The sequence below is a fragment of the Gammaproteobacteria bacterium genome (assembly GCA_011682695.1).
GTDB lineage: Bacteria > Actinomycetota > Acidimicrobiia > Spongiisociales > UBA4744 > BMS3Bbin01.
Genome location: JAACED010000005.1, coordinates 39,456 through 56,456, shown reverse-complemented (window position 1 = coordinate 56,456; position 17,001 = coordinate 39,456). Strand labels below are relative to the sequence as shown.

19 protein-coding genes are annotated in these 17,001 nt (G+C 61.2%); 12 read left to right on the top strand and 7 right to left on the bottom strand.

Annotated features, from left to right (window positions below):
- Positions 1-7 precede the first annotated feature (7 nt).
- The 10 genes from GWP04_01660 (at position 8) to ptsP (ending at position 7,505) form a co-directional block, all read left to right on the top strand.
- Positions 8-985, top strand: a complete 978-nt coding sequence (locus tag GWP04_01660) for a sugar-binding transcriptional regulator (GenBank protein NIA24256.1) — start codon at positions 8-10, stop codon at positions 983-985.
- Positions 985-1,422, top strand: a complete 438-nt coding sequence (locus GWP04_01655) for a hypothetical protein (protein ID NIA24255.1) — start codon at positions 985-987, stop codon at positions 1,420-1,422. The genes GWP04_01660 and GWP04_01655 overlap by 1 nt, the downstream gene beginning before the upstream one ends.
- A gap of 79 nt (positions 1,423-1,501) precedes the next feature.
- Positions 1,502-2,047, top strand: coding sequence for a PTS sorbitol transporter subunit IIC (locus tag GWP04_01650; GenBank protein ID NIA24254.1), 546 nt, complete (start codon positions 1,502-1,504; stop codon positions 2,045-2,047).
- 16 nt (positions 2,048-2,063) lie between these two features.
- Positions 2,064-2,594 carry a PTS sorbitol transporter subunit IIB gene (locus GWP04_01645; protein ID NIA24253.1) on the top strand — a complete coding sequence of 177 codons (531 nt, stop codon included), beginning with the start codon at positions 2,064-2,066 and terminating at the stop codon, positions 2,592-2,594.
- 24 nt (positions 2,595-2,618) lie between these two features.
- Entirely contained in the window at positions 2,619-3,167 is a 549-nt protein-coding gene (locus GWP04_01640) for a hypothetical protein (GenBank protein NIA24252.1), read from the top strand.
- A 92-nt stretch (positions 3,168-3,259) separates the two neighbouring features.
- Positions 3,260-3,634: a PTS sorbitol transporter subunit IIA gene (locus tag GWP04_01635; protein ID NIA24251.1), complete on the top strand. Its 375-nt coding sequence runs from the start codon at positions 3,260-3,262 to the stop codon at positions 3,632-3,634.
- The gene (locus tag GWP04_01630; GenBank protein ID NIA24250.1) at positions 3,634-4,923 is read left to right on the top strand and encodes a hypothetical protein; all 1,290 of its coding nucleotides are present in this window, start codon (positions 3,634-3,636) and stop codon (positions 4,921-4,923) included. Before GWP04_01635 ends, GWP04_01630 begins: the two co-directional genes overlap by 1 nt.
- A gap of 5 nt (positions 4,924-4,928) precedes the next feature.
- Complete coding sequence (locus GWP04_01625) at positions 4,929-5,531, top strand: hypothetical protein (protein ID NIA24249.1); 603 nt, start codon at positions 4,929-4,931, stop codon at positions 5,529-5,531.
- A complete protein-coding gene (locus GWP04_01620) occupies positions 5,524-5,796 on the top strand; it encodes an HPr family phosphocarrier protein (protein NIA24248.1) in 273 nt (90 codons plus the stop codon). Before GWP04_01625 ends, GWP04_01620 begins: the two co-directional genes overlap by 8 nt.
- On the top strand, positions 5,793-7,505 hold the full coding sequence (ptsP, locus tag GWP04_01615) for a phosphoenolpyruvate--protein phosphotransferase (protein ID NIA24247.1): 1,713 nt from the start codon (positions 5,793-5,795) through the stop codon (positions 7,503-7,505). The genes GWP04_01620 and ptsP overlap by 4 nt, the downstream gene beginning before the upstream one ends.
- A gap of 41 nt (positions 7,506-7,546) precedes the next feature.
- Here ptsP and GWP04_01610 read toward each other — a convergent pair whose 3' ends face one another.
- From GWP04_01610 to GWP04_01590, 5 genes are read right to left on the bottom strand one after another with little or no spacing between them, the layout of a single operon-like run.
- Entirely contained in the window at positions 7,547-8,719 is a 1,173-nt protein-coding gene (locus tag GWP04_01610; GenBank protein NIA24246.1) for a hypothetical protein, read from the bottom strand.
- Complete coding sequence (locus GWP04_01605) at positions 8,716-9,711, bottom strand: alpha-ketoacid dehydrogenase subunit beta (GenBank protein NIA24245.1); 996 nt, start codon at positions 9,709-9,711, stop codon at positions 8,716-8,718. Before GWP04_01605 ends, GWP04_01610 begins: the two co-directional genes overlap by 4 nt.
- Positions 9,704-10,684: a pyruvate dehydrogenase (acetyl-transferring) E1 component subunit alpha gene (locus tag GWP04_01600; GenBank protein NIA24244.1), complete on the bottom strand. Its 981-nt coding sequence runs from the start codon at positions 10,682-10,684 to the stop codon at positions 9,704-9,706. Before GWP04_01600 ends, GWP04_01605 begins: the two co-directional genes overlap by 8 nt.
- Positions 10,681-11,625, bottom strand: coding sequence for a sugar-binding transcriptional regulator (locus tag GWP04_01595; GenBank protein NIA24243.1), 945 nt, complete (start codon positions 11,623-11,625; stop codon positions 10,681-10,683). The genes GWP04_01600 and GWP04_01595 overlap by 4 nt, the downstream gene beginning before the upstream one ends.
- 25 nt (positions 11,626-11,650) lie before the next feature.
- Positions 11,651-12,373, bottom strand: coding sequence for an NTP transferase domain-containing protein (locus tag GWP04_01590; protein NIA24242.1), 723 nt, complete (start codon positions 12,371-12,373; stop codon positions 11,651-11,653).
- Between the two features lie 96 nt (positions 12,374-12,469).
- On the opposite strand from GWP04_01590, the gene GWP04_01585 reads away from it, so the two are divergent.
- Together GWP04_01585 and GWP04_01580 are read left to right on the top strand one after the other, a co-directional pair.
- On the top strand, positions 12,470-12,973 hold the full coding sequence (locus tag GWP04_01585) for a hypothetical protein (protein ID NIA24241.1): 504 nt from the start codon (positions 12,470-12,472) through the stop codon (positions 12,971-12,973).
- Complete coding sequence (locus GWP04_01580; GenBank protein NIA24240.1) at positions 12,970-14,694, top strand: hypothetical protein; 1,725 nt, start codon at positions 12,970-12,972, stop codon at positions 14,692-14,694. The genes GWP04_01585 and GWP04_01580 overlap by 4 nt, the downstream gene beginning before the upstream one ends.
- On the opposite strand, the gene GWP04_01575 is transcribed toward GWP04_01580, so the two are convergent.
- Both GWP04_01575 and GWP04_01570 read right to left on the bottom strand, forming a co-directional pair.
- Entirely contained in the window at positions 14,669-15,730 is a 1,062-nt protein-coding gene (locus GWP04_01575) for a phosphotransferase (GenBank protein ID NIA24239.1), read from the bottom strand. The two genes, GWP04_01580 and GWP04_01575, sit on opposite strands and share 26 nt — an antisense overlap.
- On the bottom strand, positions 15,727-16,926 hold the full coding sequence (locus GWP04_01570; protein NIA24238.1) for an acyl-CoA dehydrogenase: 1,200 nt from the start codon (positions 16,924-16,926) through the stop codon (positions 15,727-15,729). The genes GWP04_01575 and GWP04_01570 overlap by 4 nt, the downstream gene beginning before the upstream one ends.
- Between the last annotated feature and the right edge of the window lie 75 nt (positions 16,927-17,001).

Genomic DNA, 17,001 nt, shown 5'->3' with positions numbered 1-17,001 from the left:
GGTATTCATGCCTGCGAGCGAGGAACGGCTCGAGTTGTTGGGCCAGATCGTCGTCTGGTATTACGAGGAGAATCTCGACCAGCGCGAGATAGCACTCCGCATCGGAAAATCACGGTCGATGGTCTCGCGTCTGCTGCGTGAGGCTCGCGAAGCCGGATTGGTGCAAATCCGGGTCAAGTTCCCGCTGCGCTCACGTCCAGACTTGGAACAGCAGCTCGTGGAACGTTACGGGTTGACGGAAGCTCGAGTGCTCGACAATCGTGGCCTTGCGTATGAAACACTTCTAGCTCGGGTAGGTCGCCTCGCTGCACGGTCTCTCCAAAGTCATCTCCACTCCGACATGCGTATTTCCGTCGGATGGGGAGCTTCCCTTTTCCATGTCGTGAGAGCGATGCCAGAGATACAGCTTCGGGGAGTCTCGGCCGTGCAGATGATGGGCTCCATCGGCGAAGGAGACCCTTCCATCGACGGTTCCGGCATCGTCAGGCTGCTTGCCGAGAAACTGAATGGCGACTATCACTTCCTGGCGACTCCTCTTCTCGTGGACCGGGAGGAGACTGCCCAATCGCTCCTATCCCAGCAGGCAATCAGGCACACGTTGGACCTTGCCCGAGAGAGTGACGTGGCCATCACAGGTATCGGATCTGTCGGCCAGATTCCGGGCATCGTCCGCGCCGGATACTTCGACCGGGCAACAATTACCGAGCTCCAAGAACGTGGCGTCGTGGGAGATCTTTTGGGTTTCTTGTTCGACGACCGGGGACGCCCTGCAGATCTGCCCCAGAACCGAAGAATCGTGGCCATGCCGCTGGAAGACCTCACCTCGATACCTTTCGTCATGGCGGTCGCAGCGGGAAAGGGCAAGGCCACTGCGATCCTCTCCGTGCTCAGAGGCGGGTATCTGGATGCCCTCGTCACCGATTCCACCGCCGCCGAGGCGATCCTCCATATCGATACAAATACATCTATCAGTGAGGTGGCGTGATGTTCGAGTCCAAAACGATCATGCTGCTCATCCTTCTCGTGGTTGCCTGGCTCATCCAACTCGGTCTCTCCACATGGCAAATGCATCGATTCCATGGACGTGCCCAGGATCTTCGCCGCCTGGGAAGCACAATGTCCATCGGCATGGCCGGTTCGAACTGGAAGCGCAAGACCTATGTCGTCGCGGTCATCGACCAATCCGACGTAGTCGTCGCTGCAGAGCGCCTATCCGGGTTCACCATCTTCGCCGGCCTTCAGCCTGTTCCTAGCGTCGTCGGCTGGCAGCTCGACAATCTTGGCCTCGGGACACCCCCGGCCGGAGTAAGCGACAAGACCTGGGCGGCATTCGAACAGGCGGCAGGCTTTCTCAAGAACGCGAGAGACAAACGTTCCTCGTCAATTGAATCGAGGGTGGACGGATCTGAGGAGGATGACTGAATGACATAACGCGCAAGTGAGACCGGTTACTACAGCGGACCGAAAGTAAACAGACGCTGTCAGTCTGAGAGGAGAGACAATGGAATTACTAGCAAGTTGGGCTGAAGCTTTCATCGGTGTCTTCAAGCAAGGTGCCGATGTCTTCTCCGGTCTGCTGGTCGGAATCGTTCCGCTGCTCATCGTGCTGCTTACCGGCGTAAACGCGCTGATCGCGCTGATTGGGCCGGAACGCGTGAACAAGTTTGGTGAATGGGCAGCTCGCGAAGGGATTATCTACTACCCCATCAGGTACGTAGTCTGGCCCGTGCTTTCGGTGTTCTTCCTGACGAATCCGATGGCGTACACCAATGGCCAGTTCCTCCCGGAGAAGTACAAGCCGGCGTTCTATGACGCTGCGGTGTCGTATGTGCATCCCCCACTGGGGATTTTCCCGCACATCAACCCGGGTGAGCTCTTCGTTTGGCTCGGCATTGCGACCGGCATCGAAGCTCTCGGATTGAGCGTCACGGACTTGGCCGTCCGCTACTTGCTCACCGGACTCGTGGTCATCCAAATCCGGGGAATCGTTACCGAGCGGATCACTGCATTCCTGTGGAAGCGCAGCGGTCTGATCCCAGCCGCCTGATCGAGGAGGATTGAACATGCAAGATTTCTTGACTCGACTCGGTAAGGGAACCGGCCTGGTGGTCGGAGCCCTGTTTCAGGCAGGCCGCGACGCTGTAGACATTGTGTTGAAGACCGTGATTCCGTTCATGGCATTCATCGCTTTTGTCATCGGCATCATCCTTGCAACAGGCGTCGGCGACTGGTTGGCCAACGGTCTGAAAGGCTTGGCCAGCAATGTCATTGGACTCCTCATCCTTTCGGTGATCATCGGGTTTCCGTTGCTCTCACCACTGTTGGGTCCCGGAGCAGTCATCGCGCAGATCATCGGTACACTTATCGGTGTTGAGATCGGCCGAGGGAATATCTCGCCGGCCATGGCATTGACGGCCTTGTGGGCCATCAACCCCCAGGTTGGGTGCGACTTCATTCCAGTAGGTCTCGCGCTTGGAGAAGCAGAACCAGAGACTGTAGAGATCGGGGTACCAGCAGTGCTGTTCTCCCGGATGATCACGGGTCCAATAGCCGTGGTGATCGGGTGGGCAGCCAGCATCGGTATGTACGCCTGATCGACAAGAGGAGGCGTTGTTCGAATGGGTTTTCTGAAACGGCACAAGAAGTCCCCCAAAGAAGCTGCTGAAGCAACGGAGGATGCGACTCGGCCGGAGGCCGAAAAGACGGCCACGACCGCAGAGTCCGCTCCAGACGAGGCTGCCGCCGAGACCGTCGAGGTCCCTGCCGAGCCTGCGCAGCCTTCGCCTCCTGAGGGAGGGTATCGGAAGGTGCGCGTCGGACGCGGCATGAAAGGGTGGGGCACAGGACTGGTCATCCAGCCGGAACCAGGAAGGGACCTGATCTACTCCGTGACCGGAGGAGGCATCCACCCGGTCGCTCAGCGCATCGCAGACCTCACCGGTGGGAGGCCATTCGACGGTTTCAAGTCGAAAGCCGGCTTCAGCGAGATTGCAGTCGCCGTCATCGATTGTGGTGGCACGGCTCGCATCGGTGTGTACCCCATGAAGGGTGTGCTGACCGTCGACGTGCACGGGGCGAGTCCCTCGGGTCCGTTGGCGCGATTCATCACCGAGGAGAACTTCGTCTCCGGGGTTGATGTCGACAACATCTCCTTGATCGAGGACTGAGCAAGGTCCGACGCGATGGGATCCGGTTGACCGCCGGATCCCATCCCACGCTCGATGGGCCCGGCCGGCGGCCGGGTGGGGTGACTAATGCCATGACCACCGTCAAGTATGAAACAACCGTGATCAGCGTAGGGGAAATGGCCGAGGCGTTCGCTGCAGAAGGCATCCTCGTGTTCTTCGGCGAAGAAGCCCCCGAGGAACTCCACGAGTTCGCCATTCTCATTGATCATGACAAATTGCATTCCCCAGTCGAGGCCGGCGACATCCTCGAGATAGGCACAGAACCGTACCCGGTGCTCTGTGTGGGAGACGTCGCAAACGAGAACCTGGCCAATCTCGGACACCTCATCGTAAAGTTCAACGGGTGCACCGAACCCGAACTTCCCGGAGACGTGAGCGTCCCCGAAGTTCCGGCACCGAACGTCACGCCTGGCACTGTCGTGCGGATTCTCAAAGGAGAGCATTGATGCTGTTACCGCTACTGAAATCGCGCGAGGAACGCGGGGAGATCGTGCGCATTGGTCTCGCAGGCGCCGGCCAGATGGGTGAGGGCTTGGTAAGCCAGATGGAGACCGTCTACGGAATGCGCGTAGTGGTCGTGGCCGACGTCGTGCCGGGGCGTGCCACAGAAGTCCTCCTCTCCGCCGGTGTAGACGCATCGGACATCGTCGACACCGAGGATCCGGACAAGGCTGCAGATGCCGTGTATGCAGGCAAACGTGTCGCCACCACAAGGGCCCATCTTGCAGCAACGATCGAGCCACTGGATGTGGTCGTGGAGGCGACAGGAATCCCCGATGTTGGAGCCCGTGTCGCCTATCACGCGATCCTGGCCCGCAAGCACGTGATGCAGATGAATGTCGAGACGGATGCCACCGTTGGCTACATCCTTCGCAAGATGGCCAAGGCCGCCGGCGTGGTCTACACGCTGACCGGAGGCGATGAGCCAGGTGCCACGATGGAGCTCTACGACTTTGCCACCAGTCTTGGATTCAAAGTCGTCGCCGCCGGCAAAGGAAAGAACAATCCACTCGACCGCTCGGCGAACCCCGATTCCATGGCCGAGATGGCGCGAGCCCGCAAGATGAATCCAAAGATGCTCGCCTCTTTCGTTGACGGCACCAAGACGATGGTGGAGATGACATCGCTGGCAAACGGCATACAATTCATACCTGACATACGGGGAATGCACGGACCCAATGTGACGCAAGAGGCACTGGCTCAAACGTACGTTCCTCGTGATGCCGGAGGAATCGAGTCACATGAAGGGGTGGTCGACTTCGGTCTAGGAATCGCCCCTGGTGTGTTCGTGACGTTCACGACGGACCACCCAAAACTGATACGCGATCTTCAGTATCTGTCGATGGGCCCGGGACCCTACTGGGCGCTCTACCGTCCGTATCATCTGACGAGCCTGGAGACACCTGTATGGATCGCCCGAGCCGCACTCATGGGCGAAACGACACTCGCAACCGATGCTCATCCAACGGCGGAAGCCATCACCGTGGCCAAGAGACCGCTGAAGGCCGGCGAAATCATCGACGGTCTCGGTGGCTTCACTGTCTACGGACTGATTGAACGTGCCGACATTGCACGCCAACAGTGCCTTCTCCCCTTGGGTTTGGCACCCGGAGCGAAGATCTTGCGAGATGTGGAGATGGGCCAAACCCTGGCCTATGACGACGTCGCACTCGACGAGTCGCTCACCGTCGTCAACCTGAGACGGCTCCAGGATCTCGAAACGGCCGAGCACTGAAGCCCATGAAAGGACTGCTCCGGCGAATCATGCGTCGCTCGGTCGATCGCGCCGTTCAAATGCAGCCCCGGCGTGTCGATCGTATCCGCAATGACTTGCTCTACGCCGCTCCATCGGAGCGTGATCTGGTCGCGGAGATTCGTCGCGCCGCCGAACGTCTCCTGGCGGCCGGATTGGCTCCCGCAACACTGGGAGCGGTCGCCGTCCGTCGGTCCGACAAGTCCGCGACGCGAACCGCTGTAGGCGCCGACCTGGGCTGCATCGACAATCGAGCGTTGGATACGGTTCCCATCGATGACTCCGATCCGCTCGTCGCCGCCCTTGCTTTCCATGAGGCGGCAGCATGGGGATTGCCGCCCATGCTGCTGGCTCTCGCCGAGCAACATCGTGTGCCGGAGCCTGTTGTGGCATCCATGAGTGAAGCTGCAGGTTCCATCCGGCTGGGTGTGGCGACAGAACCTCTTCCAGAAGGCGTGACCGTGATTCGAGGGATGGGTGTACTGGCTGTCGGAGACGATGTGGGCACTGCGGTCACTCGGCTCGAAGCTGCCGAGTTCCTTGCCACCATCACCGTACATATGAGCGACAGGAGTTGGACAGATGGTTGAGACCACAGTCGTCGTCAGGCATGAAGTTGGGCTACACGCGCGCCCGGCCGCGATATTCGTCAAGGCCGCCCAAGGGTTCGACAGCTCGATCACCCTCACCAATCTCACTCGTGGGAGTGATCCCGTTGATGCGAAGAGCATCATCTCCGTATTCAGGATCGCGGTAGCGAAGAACCATGAGGTTCGTATCCAAGCCGACGGCCCCGACGAGGAGGCAGCTATCTCAACGCTCAAGCGACTCGTCGAGAGTAACTTCGAAGAATGAACCGCATCATGCACGGCATCCCGGCGGCCGGCGGTATCGCCATCGGACCAGCGTTCGTCTATCGACCCGAGACGCCCGAGATTCCCAAGGGTCCCGTCGATGACATCCCTGGAGAGCAGGAGCGCCTGCTGGCCGCAATCGCAGCCGTCGATCGTCGCCTCAGTGAGCTCGTTGCGATCGCCGCCGACCACGCCGGAGATGCTGCCGCCGAGATATTCGAGGTGCATCGAATGTTCTTGGCCGACCCGGCACTCTCCGCGAAAGCCGCCGACCTGATCGCCGCCGAGGCGACCACGGCCGAGGCTGCCGTGGTCGCGGTCACGTCCGCACTTGCTGATGAATTCGCATCCATCGGAGACGACTACTTCGCCGAGCGAGCAATCGACGTGCGAGACATCGGACAACAACTCGTGCGCGAACTGATGGGACTGGGTTCCGAAGGATTGTCGGAAATCACCGTGCCGTCGGTCGTCATCGCCGACGATCTGACACCGTCGGATACGATGTCACTTCCTGAGGGAATGGCGTTGGCTTTCTGCACCAAAGAAGGCAGCGCCACCTCCCATGCGGCGATCCTGGCTCGGTCGATGGGAATCCCGGCGATCGTCGGAATCACGAACCTCGACGTTGCCACCGGGACAACAGTCGCGGTGGATGGTGATGCCGGTCTTCTCTACATCGACCCCGACACAGAACAGCTCGCCGCTCTGCGTGAGCAGTATGAACGACAGGCCCGACTCCTCACGGTTGCTGCCGCACGCGCCTCAGAGCCGGCGGTCACCGTGGACGGACATCGCCAGGAAGTGGTGGCGAACATCGGCAGCGTCGCAGATGCCGAGCGCGCCGATCGGTCGGGAGCCGAGGGTGTGGGATTGCTTCGGACCGAGTTCCTGTTCATCGATCGGGGAACTCTCCCCACGGAAGATGAGCAGTACGAGGCCTATCGGTCGATTCTTGAACTGTTCGGCGACCGCCCGGTGGTAGTGAGAACTCTCGACGTGGGCGGCGACAAGCAGGTGCCCGGCATCAATCTCGAGAACGAGCTGAACCCGTTTCTCGGCAAGCGGGGAATCCGCCTGACCTTGGCGGAACGCGATCTCTTCCAGAAGCAACTCCGAGCCCTGCTGCGTGCCGGGGTCCATGGCAATCTGAAGATCATGTTCCCGATGGTGGCCACCTTGGCCGAAGTCGAGGCCGCACGAGCGGCAGTCGGCGCAGCAGCGGCCGCGCTCGACAGCCGCGGCATAGAACGGGCTGCTTCCTTCGAAATCGGGATCATGATCGAAGTGCCCTCGGCGGCACTGATCGCTGGTGCACTTGCCTCCCGGCTCGATTTCTTCTCGATCGGCACCAATGATCTCACGCAATACACGTTGGCGGTCGATCGAACCAATGCAGCGGTCGCGACAATCGCCGACCCCCTCCATCCAGCAGTTCTGCGCCTGATCCAGATGGTCATCGAAGCTGCCCACGCGCACGGGAAATGGGTTGGACTGTGTGGAGAAATGGCCGGAGATCCCGTGGCGGTTCCCATACTGCTGGGGCTTGGCCTCGACGAATGGTCCATGAACCCACCGTCGATCAGTGTGGTGAAAGACCGTATCCGGTCATGGTCCACGGATGCCGCCAGGACAGTTGCCGACCGCTGCCTGCAGGCGTCCTCGACCGCTGAAGTGAGAGACATCCTGATGAGAGCCGTTCCATCCTGACCGGATGACCGGCACGAAGGCCTGCACGTTTGCGGGCAGGATCAACCCTCGAGATACCGAGCGAACGTTGCGAGGAACCTTGCGCCATCGGCTCCATCGGCGACCCTATGGTCGATCGTGAGTCCGACTTCGCACGTGAGCGCTGCTTTCACCGCACCGTCCGTCGTTGCCACCGGCCGCATCCGAATGCTCCCCACCGACAGGATCGCAGATTGGGGTGGGAAGACCAGAGCGGCGAACGAGTCGATCCCGAGACCACCGAGGTTCGAGAGGGTGATCGAAGGCTGCGCCATGTCTTCTCGGCTGGGCGAACCGCCCCGGACGCGATCGAGGGTCGAACGCACGATGCGATCGGCCTCGTCCGGATCGACAGTGTCAGGATCAGATATCGCAGCAACGATCAGTCCCACGTGCGGCCGGTCGATCGCCACTCCCACTCGCACCGCCTCACACGGCACAGGTTGGCGCTGCTGATCATCCCATCGGCTGTTCACCTCGGGATGCTCTCGCAATGCGGCAGCGAGTGCCCTCACGAGTTCGGTCGTCCAACTGTGATCTCCTTTGCGCGCTGCAGTGCGATCGAGAACGATCGTGCGATACAGCGTGAATTGAGGGATTGCCGCGGACCTGCTCATGATCTCGGCAGTGGCCCGGCGCACCGAGAGCTCCCTCGCGGTATCGACCGGCATCGGCGAGCTCTGGGATGGTGCAGATGTTTGCTCAGGGACACGGTCGGCACGTTCGCCAGGATGGGCCTCACCTCGCCGAGCGAACGCCTTCACGTCGACCGAGGTCACTTGGCCACGTGCCCCCGTGGGCTCGACCTCGGACAAATCGACACCGAGTTGCCGGGCGAGCAGTCGCGCCGGTGGCGATGCCGGCACGATGCCGTAAGAAGTCTCTGGGGACGCAGGCGGTGACGGCTCGTACTCGGTCAGATCCAATCCGGCGAGCAGATCACCGGTCGCGGATGCAATGGTGGCAATGGTTGCGCCCAGCGGAACGACCGTGCCGGGTTCCACCAGCAACTCGACCACCGTCCCTTCATACGGAGACACCAGCTCCATATCCACCTTGTCCGTCGATACGTCGGCAATCGGTCGACCTTCCGACACGTGATCACCGGGGGCGACCAACCACTGAAGGATGGTTGCCTGTTCCATGGTTGCGGTCATGGCAGGCAGGCGAATCTCGAGGATGTTCTCGCCGCTCATGCGTTCATCAGCTCCTTGGCCGCCTTCTCGATGTCATCGACCTGAGGAATCGTCGCTCGTTCCAGTTCCTTGGCATACGGCATCGGGTTGTCTTTCCCACACACACGCCGTACCGGAGCAAGGAGGTAGTCGAGCGCGTCGGATTCGACCACCCCTGCAACGACTTCTGCGCCGACACCCACGGCGGTCGGCGCCTCGTGACTGACGAGGAGTCTCCCCGTCTTCTTCACCGACCCACGGACGGTTTTGATGTCGAGTGGCCGCACCGTTCGCAGGTCGACGACTTCCGCGTCGATGCCGGCGTCGGCAAGTCTCTCCGCTGCCTCCAACGCCTTGACCGTCATGATCGAGTATGCGGCGATCGTCAGATCGGTGCCGGGACGGATGACCTTGGCTTCACCGATTCGCGCGGGCGTCTCGGCAATGTGGGCTCTCGACTCGAAAGGACCTTCGGTCTTGTACAGCAGCTTGTGTTCGACGAACACCACCGGATTGGGATCCAACACCGACGCCAACAGCAGGTCATACGCGTCTTGAGGAGTGGCGGGCAGCACGACCTTCAGTCCCGGGACATGCGCAAACCAAGCCTCGAGGCTTTGGCTGTGTTGAGCCGCGGCCCCGGTACCCCCACCTCCGGCTGTTCGCACGACCATCGGGACGTCGACATGTCCCCCATACATGAAGTGGAGCTTCGCCGCCTGATTCACAAGGGGGTCCATCGCGTTCACGATGAAATCGAAGAACTGAATCTCCACGACCGGTCTCAGTCCCGTAATGGCGGCGCCCACCGCGAGCCCGATGATGGCCTCCTCAGATATCGGCGTATCCCGGACTCTGTCCTCTCCAAACTCCTGGACAAGTCCGTCGGTGATGCCAAAGGCCCCGCCGTACACGCCGATGTCTTCCCCGGCGAGGAACACACGGGGGTCCTCGGTCAGCAGCAATCGGAGTGCGGCTCCGACAGCTCTCGCGTATGAGCTCGTCTCAGGCATACGCGGCTCCCTCCAAGTCGTCTACGAGCGCAGGAGGTGCTTTGTATGCAGCCACTACCGCCTCTCGTATTCGCTCACGAGCCGCCAGCTGCGCAGCTGCGATTTCCTCGTCATCAAGCCAACCAAGTGAGCGCAGACGCTGCTCGTAGAGCATGAGCGGATCTTTCGTACTGCGCCATTGGTCGATTTCCTGCTGTGTTCTGTAGAGGTTACGATCCGACTTCGAATGGCCCCTGTACCGGTAGGTGACGAATTCCAGCAGGCTCGGGCCCTCGCCCGAACGGGCGTGTTCCACCGCTTCTCTTGCATTCTCGAACACCTCGACCACGTCGTTGCCATTCACCTGGACACCAGGCATGCCGTATGCAGACGCTCGATTCGCCACCGACCCTCCGGCCGTTGACTTCTCCTGGGCCATGGACATTCCGTACTGGTTGTTCTCGCAGGCGAAAACGAGTGGAAGGGACCAGATCGAGGCGAGATTGAGCGCCTCGTGGAACGCACCTTCGTTTGCAGCACCGTCACCGAAAAAACAGACGACAACCTTGCCGGTCTCCTGTAATCGCTGCGAGAGAGCCGCACCGGTGGCAATGGTCATCGATCCGGCGACAATTCCGTTGGCGCCGAGGTTCCCGCTGTCTACATCCGCGATGTGCATCGAGCCGCCTCGGCCTCGACAGTATCCCGTATCCTTCATCAGGAGTTCGGCCAGCATTCGCTCGGGGTCCGCTCCGTGGGCGAGGGCGTGGCCGTGGCCTCGGTGTGTCGAAGTGATGAAGTCTCCCTCGTCGAGAGCGTCACAGACCCCTTCCGCCACGGCCTCTTGGCCGATCGTGAGATGCATCGTGCCGTGCAGGAGCCCTCTCGAGAACAGCTCTTCGACGGCTTCTTCAAAGACTCGTATCGACCACATGCCCTTGAGAACATCGGCCGCCTGCGCAGAATCGGTTGGATCCTTTCTTGCCATACTCATTCCCTCACATGACTGCGGGCCGCGTCGTCGTGGAGTGCCGCCGCCGCTGCCGGTTGATCACATACCAGGACGTCGAGAAGTCCACCGGCCAGGGACGCTGCTATCGCTTGGCCCTTTGCCACCCCGGCAGCGACACCGACGACACAGGGAATCGCTTGTAGTTGGTCGAGAGTCAATGCGATCACCCGACGGCTGAGCGGCCCCTGGAGTTCTTCCCCGTCCTGGTCGATGAGGCGAGCACAGACCACCGCTTCCGGTTTCATCAATCCCTGATAGCTGTCGGCGATGGCTCGTTCCGCGAAGCCCTCTCCAGGTATGCCTATGCCGACCAACGCGATATCGGCCGAACGAGCGAGCTGGAGTTCTATTCGTATCCTGGGGTCGGAAAGGAGCTCGTCGGCGACCGTCTCATCCTCGACGAGGGCAGGCGCGTGCAGGAAACGGTGGCGACCGCCCAGCGCCTCGGCCAGCATCCGAACGAGTTCGTGGCCCGACGAAGCCGGCGCCATGGTCAGATCGCCTCCGACTTGCACGACCTCGACGTCGCGCGGCTGCTCGACCGCAACGTTGGCGACGGTTGCCTCGACGCTGCGCCCCCACCCGATGGCGATGCGATCGCCATCGGCAACATGATCCACGAGCCACTCGGCAGCAAGACGCCCAACCGAAGCAAGCGTGTCACCGCCCGCAACCAGCACTATTGCCTCGCGTATCCCGAAACGCTGAACGAGCTCCTGCTCCAGTGATCGATGGCGCCGCAGCGGATGATCGATCACAAACCGGATCACGCCCTCCCGACGTGCAGCTTCGAGCAGACGAGACACGTTGGATCGGCTGGTACCCAAGTGGTGGGCGATACGATCCTGCGACCAGCCATCGATGTAGTAGCGCTCTGCAGCCTCTGCGAGACGACGACGGCGGTTTACCGACTCGGGAATCACAATTGTGACATAGTATCACAATTGCTCACACGCCGTCGGCGTCCCAGCTTCCGTCACGCCAGTCGTACGCGAGATCCTCGGCGACAAAGATGTCCTCGACGAACGTGACCTTGATGTTCCGGGGATCTCCCGGAACGAAACGAATGGGGAGATCGCTGAAACGCTCGACGGTCTCAGCGGTGTCAACACCCTCGAATCCAGCTCTCGCTGCACGTCGATAAGCGTGAAGGAGCGGCAACGCGTGGAAACCCTGGGGCGTTTGTACCTTCCGAAGATCTTCGCCGGCGAGGGACACGATGAGCCCATCCTTCGTCTCGTAGAGAGGCTCCTCGGGAACGTAGCCGGGAATCGCTCCTCCATCGCTACGTGCGCGTTCGATGACGAGTTCGAGGAGCTTGGTGGACATGAAGGGCCTCGCCCCGTCATGAATGACGACGCAATCGATCTCACCGGATTCGATCCGAGCCGTCAGAGCCTTCAGGCCCTCGTATTCGCTCGCCTGGCGAGTCCGACCCCCTTCGACAATCCTGGTCGGCGTTCCCGTCTCGTTCTGTTGCACGAGCAGCTCTGCCTGCTCACGATCTACGTCGCGGATCACGAGCACAATCATGTCCACTGCTTCGGAGTTGCCCATCGTGTCGAGCGAATAGGCCAACATTGGACGTCCTCGGATGGGGAGGTACACCTTGTTGACGTCGATCCTTGCCCTGGAACCGGACCCTCCGGCGAGGAGAATGGCGGCAGTCATCATTCGCGTTCACCCGGCACTAGCAAAGAGGCATCCGATGGAACACGCTCTACACTAGTTGGCTCCATGCGATTCCCACCTGTCACAAGCCCACACATGTTACGCCCCTTCGATTCCCGCCAACTCGGACTGTGGGCGGACGAAGGACACGTCATGGTCTTCGCTGTCATGGGCGGTCGCTTCGCAGGCCCCACACTTCAAGTGCATGCGCCCACCCTCCTACAACGCCTGGCCCAGCTGTCGCCCGATATCGACACGCTGGTGTTCGTGGATGGACCGTTCCCGGACAATGCGACGATCGAGAGAATCGATGACATGCTCGAACAGTTCGCATCTCAGGATATCGACGCACTCGCAGGCTACGTGGCTGCCACCGAGGCGATCAAGAGAGTGCACGGAAATCAGGTCCTCCACGGCGTCGACCGATCCACCCTGATCGCAGTGAAGGGACCCGAGATCATCTCACGTGAGGCGTTGGTTCGTGCTGTGGACTCCATGGACTCCCATCCATGGACATGCCCGTTGCTTCTCGTGGCGCGCTCTGGAGGTCGAGTGGCGCGATACGAGGGACCGAACGTGAGGGATGAGAGCTCGCGTTGAGCGCTCCCCCGTCGACATTTCGGTTTGCCGTCATCGCCGACTCCCACATCCGCCGAGAGGACTCCGGCGGGTACCCCTCTGACGGTGCCATGCTGGAACGCAACCGGTTCGTAGTCGATCTGATCAATCGGCTGAAACCTTCGTTCGTCATTCACCTGGGAGACATCGTCCATCCCCTTCCGGTCGAAGCCGGACACGAAGCCGCCGTACGCCTCGCCGCCGACCTCTACCGAGGCATCGAGGTTCCCGTGCGTCATCTGCCCGGGAACCACGACGTCGGTGACAAGCCGAATCCACACGTCGCGGTCCCCCAGGTACGCGACACCGCCTACGAAGTCTTCGAACGGTACTGGGGGCCTGCCTACGGGTCGTTCGACCACGGTGGCTGTCACTTCGTGCTCATCGACACTCCGATCCTCAACTCGGGACTCGAGAGAGAACATCGGCAACGCCGATGGCTGGAGAACGATCTCACCGCAGCGGCGGGACGGCGCATCTTCCTGTTCAGCCACTATCCGCCGTTCATCCGCGACCCAAACGAGGCCGAGAACTACGACAACCTTGCAGAGCCGGCCAGATCCTGGCTCATCGATCTGATCGAACGCCACTCCGTCGAAGCCTGGTTCTCCGGCCACGTGCACAACTTCCTGTACAACCGTCACCATTGTGACTTCTACACTCTCCCATCGACGGGTTTCGTGAGACCGGACTACTCGGAGCTGGCGGCGATCCCGCCTGAAGCAGAAGCGGGACGCGACGACCGCGCGAAACTGGGATTCTTCATCGTCGAGGTCACCTCCGATGGGCATGCCGTTCGGCCGGTCCGCACGTACGGAAACACCGGCAGCGCTTCCCTTCCTGTGCCGGCCAAAACGTCGGCTGCGTCGGACTGGACCTGCCCGATCGGAGTCACACTGCGCCACGACTGGATGGCAACGGTCGGTTTTCCGACCGATGGGCTCGATCCCTTCGTGCGAAAGATGGTTCGTAACGACTACCCCCTGCTTGCCCTCAGGGAGTCGAGAATCTCCGACGTTCGCATTCCGGCAGAAGACATCATGCATGCCGAGCGACGCCGGCGCATCAACGATCTCGCCCGGCTGGGCATGCGTTTTACCGTCTTCTCGGCGGGAGTACCCGATGTCGCTATCGCAAGTGCCATCGACGAGAGCGCACCTGCCGTCGTCCGCTGGGAGATCATCGTCCAACCGGACCAGATCGAAACCGTGCTCTCGAGCCTCGGCCCATCTCCGGTTCCCAGGGCCCTCGCCCCCATCGTCCCGATCGGATCAGGCGATGTCCAGCACTTCGTCACACACGGATTCGATCCGCGCGCCGATGATCTCCTTTCCCACTTCGTGGATGCAGGGGCCGCAGATGTATTCGAGGATTTCGTCTACCGGGCCGCTCCCGGACACCCCGTCGCGGAAGCCGTGTCCATGGCCATCCAGACGGCTCGGACGATCGGCGTCGGAGCATCGATGAGCATCGAGATGCCCCGCGGTGACGAAAGCGGCGTATTCGACGACGACGGATACATCGCACGCCTGGCCACCGAGGCGTTGACTGTAAGGCTGCGACATCCTGACGTTCCGATGTTCCTCGACGGCTTCATGGACCACGACCGCGGCTACTACCGCCGTCACGGCCTCATCGACCGCCGATGCAACCCCCGACCGGCGCTGTTTGCGCTGATCAACTCCGCGAGATCTCCCCGCTGACAATGGCCTGCTGCGCAACATCACCAAGCATGGCCACTCCCGCTCCGAACGCGGCGAATCGTTCGTCGTGCGTGAACCCGTGGTGGTATCGGTAGTAGATCTGCTGAGCGATCACGGCCAGTTTGAACAACCCGAACACGTAGTAGAACATCAGCTGCTCGATATCGATGCCCCTGATCCCTGCGTAGCGTTCTGCAATCTCGACACGGGTGCTGCTCCCGGGTGCCGTTGTCGGTCCTCCCGCTATGTTCCTCAACGCAGGAGGATCGCCCGGCTCCGCCCAATAGGCGAGACTGGATCCCAGATCCATGAGTGGATCGCCAAGCGTTGCCATCTCCCAATCGAGGACTGCGCGCACGCGACTCGGATCGTCGGGGTCGAGAACGAGGTTGTCGAGTTTGAAATCATTGTGAATGAGTACGGCACCCGTCTCGGACGGTCGGTTCGCCGCGAGCCATGTGATCGTCTGGTCGATCGACGCCACGGGTTCGATCATTGCATCGTTCCAACGGCGAGACCAGCCGTTGACCTGACGTTCGACATAGCCGCCGGGACGGCCGAGCATCTCGAGCCCGGCGCCGACGACATCGATGCCGTGGACCTGCGCCAACGTCTCCACGAAAGCTTCACAGATGCGACGCATCGTCGGAGCATCCGGCGGTGGAGTCCCACCGCGAAGGATGATGCCGTCCACTCGCTCCATCAGGTAGAAGGGCGCTCCGAGAATCGAAGGGTCCTCACAGAAGGCGATCGGCTCCGGCACTTTGGGCCAGACCGGTCGCAGATGGCTGAGGATGCGGTACTCACGGCTCATGTCATGACCGGACTTGACACGTGCTCCGAACGGGGGGCGGCGCAGGACCAGTTGGTGATCTCCGATGCCGAGCAGGTACGTGAGGTTCGAGTGACCCGATGGGAACTGGGAGACCTCGATCGGTCCGCTCAACTCGGGAAAACGAGAAGACAGCCACCGCTGCAGGGCATCGACGTCGAACTCTTCTCCGACACGGACGGAACTCGCCTGCTCCGGTTTCATCGACCCTGATATCCGTACTTCGCCAGTTCCGTGCGGGCGACGACATTGCGGTGCACCTCGTCGGCACCGTCGTAGATGCGAGCGGCCCGCTCATGTCGAAACCAGAAGGCGATCGGCGTGTAGTCGGTCATTCCCATCCCACCGAGTGTCTGCAGGGCCCTGTCGAGAACTCTGCCGAGCGTGTTGGCAACGTAGAACTTGATTGCCGAAACCTCGGTGCGAGCCCCACGGCTCCCCTCCCGTTCGATCTTCGCCGCCGCGTCGAGCACCATCAGTCGGGATGCGTTCACCTCTGCCCTGCTGTCCGCGATCCAGTGCTGGACGACCTGGCGTGATGCGAGTGGCCTCCCCGGAGCAAGTTCCCGATCGACCGCGTGACGGCACATGATCTCGATGGCTCGCTCACAGATGCCGATCCAGCGCATGCAATGGTGGATGCGCCCTGGACCCAGGCGTTCCTGTGCCAGGACAAACCCCGCACCTTCGGCTCCGATCCGGTTCTCCACGGGCACCCTGCAATCGGTGAACGCAACCTCTGCATGGCTCGCCCATCCTGAACCGGCCTCCCCCATCACGGACGTGTTTCGCACCAGCTCGAAACCAGGAGTGTCGGTGGGAACGATGATCATGCTCGCCCTCTGATGACGTTCCGAAGCTTGTGGGTTCGTCACGGCCATGACGATGGTGAACGCGGCTCCTTCGGCGGCAGACGTGAACCACTTGTCACCGTTGACCACGTAGTGATCCCCGTCTCTCGTCGCAGTCGTCGCCAGCCATGTGGGATTCGACCCTGCACGGCCCGGTTCTGTCATCGAGAAGCACGACCGGATCTCGCCGTCGATCAGCGGGAGCAGCCATTTCTGCTTCTGTGCCGGGCTTCCGTGACCCAGCAGCAGCTCCATATTTCCGACATCGGGAGCCTGGGCGTTGAATACGAAATGTCCAAGCGGAGTCCGGCCGAGTTGCTCGCTTACCTGTGCGAATTCGACGAGCGAAAGCCCTGGGCCGCCCATCTCCTCCGGCAGATGAGGAACCCACAGACCCATCTCTTTGACCAGGTGGCGGAGTGCCTGCAGCTTGAGAAAGACCCCCGCAAAACCGTCTGCGAGAAACTTGGATTCGACCGGAATGACCTCCTGATCGATGAAACTGCGCACGACTTCGAGTACTGCATCAAGCTCGGTTGAGGTTGCCATGGCCGCCAGTCTCACACAGGCATCACAGGGACGCAATCGCCGCCCACCGCCGGTTCCGGGAACCCGGCAGGCCCC

Coding starts and splice junctions, on each gene's coding strand:
- GWP04_01600 (NIA24244.1), bottom strand. CDS start 10,684: ATGAGTATGGCAAGAAAGGATCCAACCGATTCTGCGCAGGCGGCCGAT.
- GWP04_01570 (NIA24238.1), bottom strand. CDS start 16,926: ATGGCAACCTCAACCGAGCTTGATGCAGTACTCGAAGTCGTGCGCAGT.
- ptsP (NIA24247.1), top strand. CDS start 5,793: ATGAACCGCATCATGCACGGCATCCCGGCGGCCGGCGGTATCGCCATC.
- GWP04_01640 (NIA24252.1), top strand. CDS start 2,619: ATGGGTTTTCTGAAACGGCACAAGAAGTCCCCCAAAGAAGCTGCTGAA.
- GWP04_01660 (NIA24256.1), top strand. CDS start 8: ATGCCTGCGAGCGAGGAACGGCTCGAGTTGTTGGGCCAGATCGTCGTC.
- GWP04_01585 (NIA24241.1), top strand. CDS start 12,470: ATGTTACGCCCCTTCGATTCCCGCCAACTCGGACTGTGGGCGGACGAA.
- GWP04_01645 (NIA24253.1), top strand. CDS start 2,064: ATGCAAGATTTCTTGACTCGACTCGGTAAGGGAACCGGCCTGGTGGTC.
- GWP04_01590 (NIA24242.1), bottom strand. CDS start 12,373: ATGACTGCCGCCATTCTCCTCGCCGGAGGGTCCGGTTCCAGGGCAAGG.
- GWP04_01635 (NIA24251.1), top strand. CDS start 3,260: ATGACCACCGTCAAGTATGAAACAACCGTGATCAGCGTAGGGGAAATG.
- GWP04_01610 (NIA24246.1), bottom strand. CDS start 8,719: ATGAGCGGCGAGAACATCCTCGAGATTCGCCTGCCTGCCATGACCGCA.
- GWP04_01605 (NIA24245.1), bottom strand. CDS start 9,711: ATGCCTGAGACGAGCTCATACGCGAGAGCTGTCGGAGCCGCACTCCGA.
- GWP04_01630 (NIA24250.1), top strand. CDS start 3,634: ATGCTGTTACCGCTACTGAAATCGCGCGAGGAACGCGGGGAGATCGTG.
- GWP04_01650 (NIA24254.1), top strand. CDS start 1,502: ATGGAATTACTAGCAAGTTGGGCTGAAGCTTTCATCGGTGTCTTCAAG.
- GWP04_01620 (NIA24248.1), top strand. CDS start 5,524: ATGGTTGAGACCACAGTCGTCGTCAGGCATGAAGTTGGGCTACACGCG.
- GWP04_01625 (NIA24249.1), top strand. CDS start 4,929: ATGAAAGGACTGCTCCGGCGAATCATGCGTCGCTCGGTCGATCGCGCC.
- GWP04_01575 (NIA24239.1), bottom strand. CDS start 15,730: ATGAAACCGGAGCAGGCGAGTTCCGTCCGTGTCGGAGAAGAGTTCGAC.
- GWP04_01655 (NIA24255.1), top strand. CDS start 985: ATGTTCGAGTCCAAAACGATCATGCTGCTCATCCTTCTCGTGGTTGCC.